This window comes from Streptomyces sp. NRRL F-5123, assembly GCF_000721495.1.
GTDB lineage: Bacteria > Actinomycetota > Actinomycetes > Streptomycetales > Streptomycetaceae > Actinacidiphila.
Window position 1 is genome coordinate 1 of record NZ_JOHY01000115.1, and the last position, 6,881, is coordinate 6,881.

A 6,881-nucleotide genomic window follows, 5' to 3' on the forward strand; every position below is an offset into this window, starting at 1 on the left:
GTGGGGGCACCTCCCAGGCGCAGCTCTGGGGGAGAACGGCGCGACCAGCCCCTACGGCGGGAAGATCGCGCGGCAAACCGCAACAGGCAGAACGGAGCGCCCTCAGAACATACTGAGCAACTCATCCACCGTCGGCGTCGCCGCGTGCGACCCCCGCCCGGGGAGGGCGAGCTCGAACCACACCGTCTTGCCGCGGTGCGTCCGCCGAGAGCCCCAGCTCTCGCTGAGCATCGTCACGAGCTGAAGCCCCCGCCCCCCCTCGTCCGTGTCGCGGGCCCGGCGCCGCCGGGGCTGGACGAGCGCGCTGTCCCACACCTCGCACACCAGCGTCCGATCGAGCAGCAGCCGCAGGCGAATGTCGCCGTAGCCGTGCCGGAGCGCGTTGGTGACGAGCTCGCTCACGAGGAGTTCGGTCGTGTCGACGAGGTCGCCGAGGTCCCAGGCGAGGAGCTGGTCGCGGGCGAGTTCGCGGGCGCGGGCCACCGACGTGGGCTGGGGCTTGAGCGACCAGTCGCCGACCTGCTCGGCGGGCAGGCCGCGGATGCGGGCCATGAGGAGAGCGATGTCGTCCTCGCCGTGCGCGGTGTCGAGCGTGGCGAGGACGTGGTCGCAGATGTCCTCCAGCGGGCGTTCGGGCCCGTCGAGGGAGCTGCGGAAGGCGTCGAGGCCCTCGTCCAGCGGGAGGTTGCGGGATTCGACGAGGCCGTCGGTGTAGAGGGCGAGCAGCGTGCCCTCGGCGAGTTCGACCTCGCTCTCCTCGAAGGGCTCGCCGCCGACGCCGAGCGGGACGCCGCGGGGCAGTTCGAGGAGCATGGGCTGCTCGCCGGGTTCGACGACGGCGGGCGGGAGGTGGCCGGCGTTGGCGATGGTGCAGCGCCGGGTGACCGCGTCGTAGACGACGTAGACGACGGTGGCGAGGTAGACCTCGGCGAGGTCGGAGTCGCCGCGCTCCTTCGCGGTGGCCCGCCGGGTGCGGCCGGAGGTGGGCGCGCCGAGGCCGCGGACGACCTCGTCGAGCGCGCTGAGCACCTCGCCGGGCTCCAGGTCGAGCATGGCCAGCGTCCGTACGGCGGTGCGCAGTTCACCCATCGCGACGGCGGCGCGCAGGCCGCGGCCCATGACGTCGCCGACGACGAGGGCGGTGCGGTGGCCGGGCAGCTCGATGACGTCGAACCAGTCGCCGCCGACCTCGGTCTCCATGCTGCCGGGCAGGTAGCGGCAGGCGATGTCGAGGCCCGCGGCCTCGGGGTCGTCCGGCGGCAGCAGGCTGCGCTGGAGGATCAGCGCGCGCTCGTGCTCGCGCCGGTAGAGGCGGGCGTTGTCGATGAAGATGGCGGCGCGCGCGGCCAGTTCCTCGGCGAGCATCCGGTCGCGCTCGGCGAAGGGCTCGCTGCCCTTGGCGCGGGAGAACTGCACGAGGCCGAGGACGGTGTCGCGGGCGACCATCGGGACGACGAGGGTGGACTGGACGAGGGCGCCGCCCAGGTCCTGCCCGCCGTCGCCGTCGAGGATCTGCGGCTGGGCGGTGCGCAGCGCGCGGGCGCTCGCGGAGCTGAAGCGGTAGCGGTGGACGGCGCCGACGGAGACGGGCCCCTCCTCGGCGGAGGTGTCGTCGTCGTCCCCGGCCATGGCGACGGGCGCGTCGGACACGGAGCTGGCGAACGCGACCCGGCGCAGCTCGCCGCTGCCGTCGGTGGTGCCGCCCAGGTCCTCCGCGCCGACCAGCAGCGCCTGGTAGAGGTCGACGGAGGCGAGGTCGCAGAAGTGCGGCACCGCCACGTCGAGCAGCTCGCGGGCGGTGGTCTCCAGGTCGAGGGAGGTGCCGATACGGGATCCGGCCTCGTTGAGCAGCGCCAGGTTGCGCCGCGCGTGGGCGGCCTCGCGTTCGGCCCGCTGGCGTCCGGTGACGTCCATGGCGAGGCCCGCGACGCCGATCGCGCGGCCGCTGGCGCTGTGCAGCCGGTAGAGCGACATGGACCAGCGGCGGCGGCCCGGGTCGCCGGGCACGGTGCCGACCAGCGGCATGTCGAGGACGGCCTCGCCGGTCTCCAGCACCTGGCGCAGCGCGGCGGTGAGCCGGTCGGCCTCGACGCGGGAGAGGAAGTCGTGCGGGCCGCGGCCGCGGTGCTCGTCGGCGGGGCGGCCGAAGACGGTCGCGAAGCGGTCGTTGACGCGGATGAGCCGCAGCCGGGTGTCGAAGAGCACGAAGCCCATCGGGGACTGCCCGAAGACGGCCTGCGAGGCGGCGAGGTCGGTCTCGATCTGCCGCAGCGTCGCGACGTCCACCGCGATGCACAGGGCACCGCGGTCGGCGGGCATGACGTACACCTCGGCGAGGCCCTCGCCGCCGGAGCCGTCGGTGAAGGGCACCAGGCCCGTCCATTCGCGGCCGTTGAGGATCTCGCCGAGCCGCTCGTGGCCGGCCTGCTGGACGCGCGGCGGGGCGAAGGCGGCGATCGGGTCGCGGCCGACGGCGTCGTCGGCGGAGACCCCGAAGAACTCGGCGGCGCGGTCGCTCCACTGGTCGATCCGGCCGTCCGGTCCGAGCGAGAACGACGCGACGCGTATGTAGTCGTAGAGGGAACCGGGCGGGCTCGACTGCCAGACCGCGGTCGTCGCCGCGTCCGCGTCGTCCGCCCGGGGCGGAACCGCCCCGGCTGGCATGTCGCTCACTCGCCCGACCCCTCCAGCTCAGCACACATGGACCGGTTGGAGCTGAGTATTCAGCATGCGGACCGTCCAGCACACGGTCTTGTCGATCACAGCATCATCTCGGCTCCCGGGGTACGGGGGCCCTCCCCTGACCACCGCGGCCTCGCCTTTCGCTCTCGTTTCTTCGGAATACCCGGCACGCGCCGGGTGAACCCTTCCGTTGATCACGGGCGGGTCGGCGCCCGGCGCGTGCCGGGAGCGTTCCCACGCCCCCCGTACGCCTGTGACCTGCGGCGACCGCGGGTAAGGCTCCCACCGGCCGCCCCACCCGTCACGGTAGTGCAAGTTCGAACCATACGGTCTTGCCCAGCGGCCCGTGCCGGGTCCCCCAGCGGCGGGACGCCCCGGCCACCAGCTGCAGGCCGCGGCCGCCCTCGTCCTCCGCGGTGGCCACCCGCTCCTGCGGCGGGTCGGGGAGCGGGTCGGACACCTCGACCAGCAGGGAACCGCCGCGCACCATCCGCACCCCGATCGGCCCGTGCGCGTACCGCAGCGAGTTGGTGACCAGCTCGCTGACCAGCAGCACGGTCACGTCGACGAGTTCCGGCAGGTCCCACTCGGCGAGCGTGTCCCGCACCCGGCGGCGGGCCAGGCGCACCGCGCTGGCCTCGGCGGGGAAGGACCATGCGGCGGTGGAGCCGCCGGGGAGGGTGCCGAGCCGGGCCATCAGCAGCGCGACGTCGTCCGGCTCGCGGCCGGGCTCCATGGTGGCCAGCAGCCCGTCGCAGGCGTCCTCCAGCGAGTCCAGCGGGCGGCTCAGGGTGGCGCGCAGCCGCTCCAGGCCGGTGCCGATGTCGTGCCGGCGCGACTCGATGAGGCCGTCGGTGTAGAGCACCAGCACGGTGCCGTCCGGGATGTCGAGCTCGGTGGTCTCGAAACCGCCGCCGCCGACGCCGAGCGGCAGCCCGGGCGGCAGGTCCAGCAGCCGCGCCTCGTGCGCGCCGCCCTCCTCGCCGTCGCCCCCGGGCTCGATGACGACGGGCGGCGGGTGGCCGGCCTGGGCGATGGCGCAGCGCCGGGTGGAGGGGTCGTAGACGGCGTAGACGGCGGTGGCCATCCAGCCCTCGCTGGGGCTCTGCGCCAGGTCCTCGCCCAGCTCGCCGACCCGGCGCAGCAGCTCGTCGGGCTTCATGTCCAGCGCGGCCAGCGTCCGTACGGCGGTGCGCAGCCGGCCCATGGTGGCGGCGGCGCCCAGGCCGTGGCCCATGACGTCGCCGACGACGAAGGCGACCCGGCCGCCGGCCAGCGGCAGCACGTCGAACCAGTCGCCGCCGACCTCGGCGGCGCTGCTGCCGGGCACGTAGCGGTAGGCGACGTCCACGCCGGGCGCGGCGGGCGTGGAGCGCGGCAGCAGGGAGCGCTGGAGCATCAGCGCGCCCTCGCGCTCGCGCACGTACAGCCGGGCGTTGTCCAGCGCCGCGCCCGCCCGGTCGGCGAGCTCCATGCCGAGCGCGATGTCCTCCTGGTCGAAGGCCTCCCGCCCCTCCGCCCGGCTGACGATCAGCAGCCCCAGCACGACGCCGTGCGCGCGCAGCGGCAGCACCAGCAGCGAGCGGATGCCGACGGCGAAGGTCGCGCGCACCTTCGGGTCGTCGGGGAAGGTCATGCTCGCCAGCTCGTCACTGGAGGACAGCAGCCTGGGCCTGCCGGTCGCGAGCACCTGCCCGAAGGGCGACTTGCGGTCGAAGGACATCGCCTGCCCGGGGCGGATCATCCGCACCACGTCCGAATTCCAGTTGACCGCGCCGACGCCGGTCTGCCGCATCGGGGTGTTGTCGGTGTACGTCGCCGAGGGCAGCTCGCCGCCCTTGGCGAGCTGGGAGTGCAGCACCACGCCGGAGTAGTCGCAGAAGTCCGGTACGAGCGCGGCGGCCAGTTCCTCGGCGTTGCGCCGCACGTCCAGCTGTCCGGCGATGCGCGAGCCGACGTCGTTGAGCAGCGTGAGCCGCCGCCGGGCGCGCTCGGCCTTCGCGGCGGCCTCCACCCGCTCGGTGACGTCGATGACGGTCGCGCTGATGCCGAGCACCCGGCCGGCCCGGTCCACCAGCCGGTGGTAGGACACCGAGCGGTGGCCGGTGCCCACGGGGGCGGGCGACACCAGGTCGATCACCGGGCGGCCGGTGACCAGCACGTCGCGCTGCAGCGCGGTGAGCGACTCGGCCGTCCGCGCGTCCGGCATGACCTCGACGATCGTCCGGCCGATGTGCGCGGCGGCCGGCACGCCGTTCATCCCGGCCAGCGCGTCGTTGACGCGGACGTAGCGCAGCTCCTTGTCGAAGATCGCCACGCCCAGCGGGGAGGAGTCGAAGAGCGAGTCCAGCGCCGCGAGGTCGTGCTCCAGGGTGCGCAGCCGGCTGGTCTCCACGATCGAGGCCAGCACGAACGGCCGCCCGTCCCCGTCCACCAGCAGCGAGGCCCGCGCCTCGACCTGCACGGTGTGCCCGTCGCGGTGCCGCAGCGCGAGGATGCCCTCCCAGCGCCCCTCCCGCAGCAGCTCCCCGAGCAGCCGCTCGGCCTCGGCCGCGGTCTGCACCGGCGGGGTGACCGGCTCGCCCTCCGGGGTGTGCCCGCCCGGCCCGAAGAGGCCGCCGACCCGCCGCCCCACGATGTGCTCGCCCGCCCACCCGAGCACCTCCTCCGCCAGCGGGCTCCACAGCAGCACCCGGCCGGTGGTGTCGAGCATGACGACCGCGACCCGCAGGGTGTCCAGCAGCGTCCCCGTCGCGGGCATGCCGCCCGCACCGGGCGGCGGCGCGTGCGCGCGGTCGGGCGGCGGGGGCTCCGGGGCAGGGGAGTCGCCGCTGGCGCTCATGGCTCACCCCCGACCGGGTCGGGCCGGACCCGCCGGCCGCACAGAGGGATTCATCCCCTTCTCCCCGATATTCCCCCACACCTCCACACGTCGCGCTTCCCGGCATGGGCCTTACGGGCGCCGGGCGGCCACCTGCTTCTCGAACCAGTGATGGGCGTACGGCTCGTCGTTGAACGCCGGGACCTCGCGGAAGCCGCTCGCGTGGTAGAGGCCGATCGCGGCGTCCAGTGCCTTGTTGGTGTCCAGCCGCAGCGTGTCGTGCCCCGCGCGCACGGCCCGCGCCTCCAGCTCCGCGAGAAACCGCCGCCCCAGCCCCAGCCGCCGCGCCCGCGGCGCCACCCACATCCGCTTGACCTCCGCGGGCGCCCCCGCCGGCAGCTTCAGCCCCGCACACCCGACCGCCTCCCCGTGCAGCCGCGCGACCAGGAACACCCCCGCGGGCGCCCGCAGCCCGCCCGCGTCGGGCAGCAGGCTCAAGGCGGGGTCGAACCCGGTGTCGAACCGGGACCCCAGCTCCTCGAAGTACGCGAGCAGGCACGCACGCGCGTCCGGATGCTCCGGATCGACCTCGTCCAGCGTCACCAGCCCCGCCGTCAGCAGCCGCTCCACCTCCCCCATCGCCGCCACCAGCCGCGCCCGCTGCCCCTCGTTGAGCGGCGCCAGCAGACTCCCCGCGAGTTCGTCGCTGCGCCCCTCCAGCGCCGCCCGCTCCACCCCGCCCGCCTCCGTCAGCCGCACCGTCCGCACCCGCCGGTCCCCCGTCTGCGGCTCCACCACCACCAACCCCGCCCCCTCCAGGCTGCGCAGCAGCCGGCTCATGTACCCCGAGTCCAGCCCGAGCCGCTCCCGCAACCCCCGCACGTCCCGCCCCTCCGGGCCGATCTCCCACAACACCCGCGACTCCCCGTAGGGCCGCCCCCGCCCCAGATAGTGCTCATTGAGCACCCCCACCCGCGCGGTGACCACGCGACTGAAGCGCCGCACCTGACCGATCTGCTCGCTCTCCATCCTCTGACCTTAGTCAGACACCCAGCGGACGTCACCGGCTTTCCCCCGCGGGGACACCCGCGCCTGCGGCGCGGGGTGCTTCCCACCCCACCACCCGTGTGAGTAGGACGTCGGCTGACGGCCCCCCTGCGGGGGTGACTCGCCATCGGGGGCGAACCGCAGTCCCCTGGACACCACCCCCACCGGCAGGCAGCCACCCACGAGACCCCGGGAGGGCCACGTCACCCACCCACCCCCGCCCCCACCGGCAGGCAGCCGCCGACGAGACCTCGGGAGGGGGACGATCCGGGGGTGCCCCCGCAGGAATGCGCACCCCGTCCGGCACCGGACACGTCATGACGTCAGACGC

At 74.8% G+C, this 6,881-nt stretch carries 3 protein-coding genes; all 3 read right to left on the reverse strand.

Annotated elements, in window-relative coordinates; genetic code table 11:
- Positions 1 to 102: 102 nt before the first annotated feature.
- The gene (locus IH54_RS0138105) at positions 103 to 2,664 is read right to left on the reverse strand and encodes a SpoIIE family protein phosphatase (RefSeq protein WP_031525996.1); all 2,562 of its coding nucleotides are present in this window, start codon (positions 2,662 to 2,664) and stop codon (positions 103 to 105) included.
- A 319-nt stretch (positions 2,665 to 2,983) separates the two neighbouring features.
- Positions 2,984 to 5,524 carry a SpoIIE family protein phosphatase gene (locus IH54_RS0138110; RefSeq protein WP_031525999.1) on the reverse strand — a complete coding sequence of 847 codons (2,541 nt, stop codon included), beginning with the start codon at positions 5,522 to 5,524 and terminating at the stop codon, positions 2,984 to 2,986.
- Positions 5,525 to 5,635: 111 nt separating this feature from the next.
- Positions 5,636 to 6,532 (reverse strand): bifunctional helix-turn-helix transcriptional regulator/GNAT family N-acetyltransferase, encoded by an 897-nt coding sequence (locus IH54_RS0138115; RefSeq protein WP_031526001.1) that lies wholly within the window; start codon positions 6,530 to 6,532, stop codon positions 5,636 to 5,638.
- Between the last annotated feature and the right edge of the window lie 349 nt (positions 6,533 to 6,881).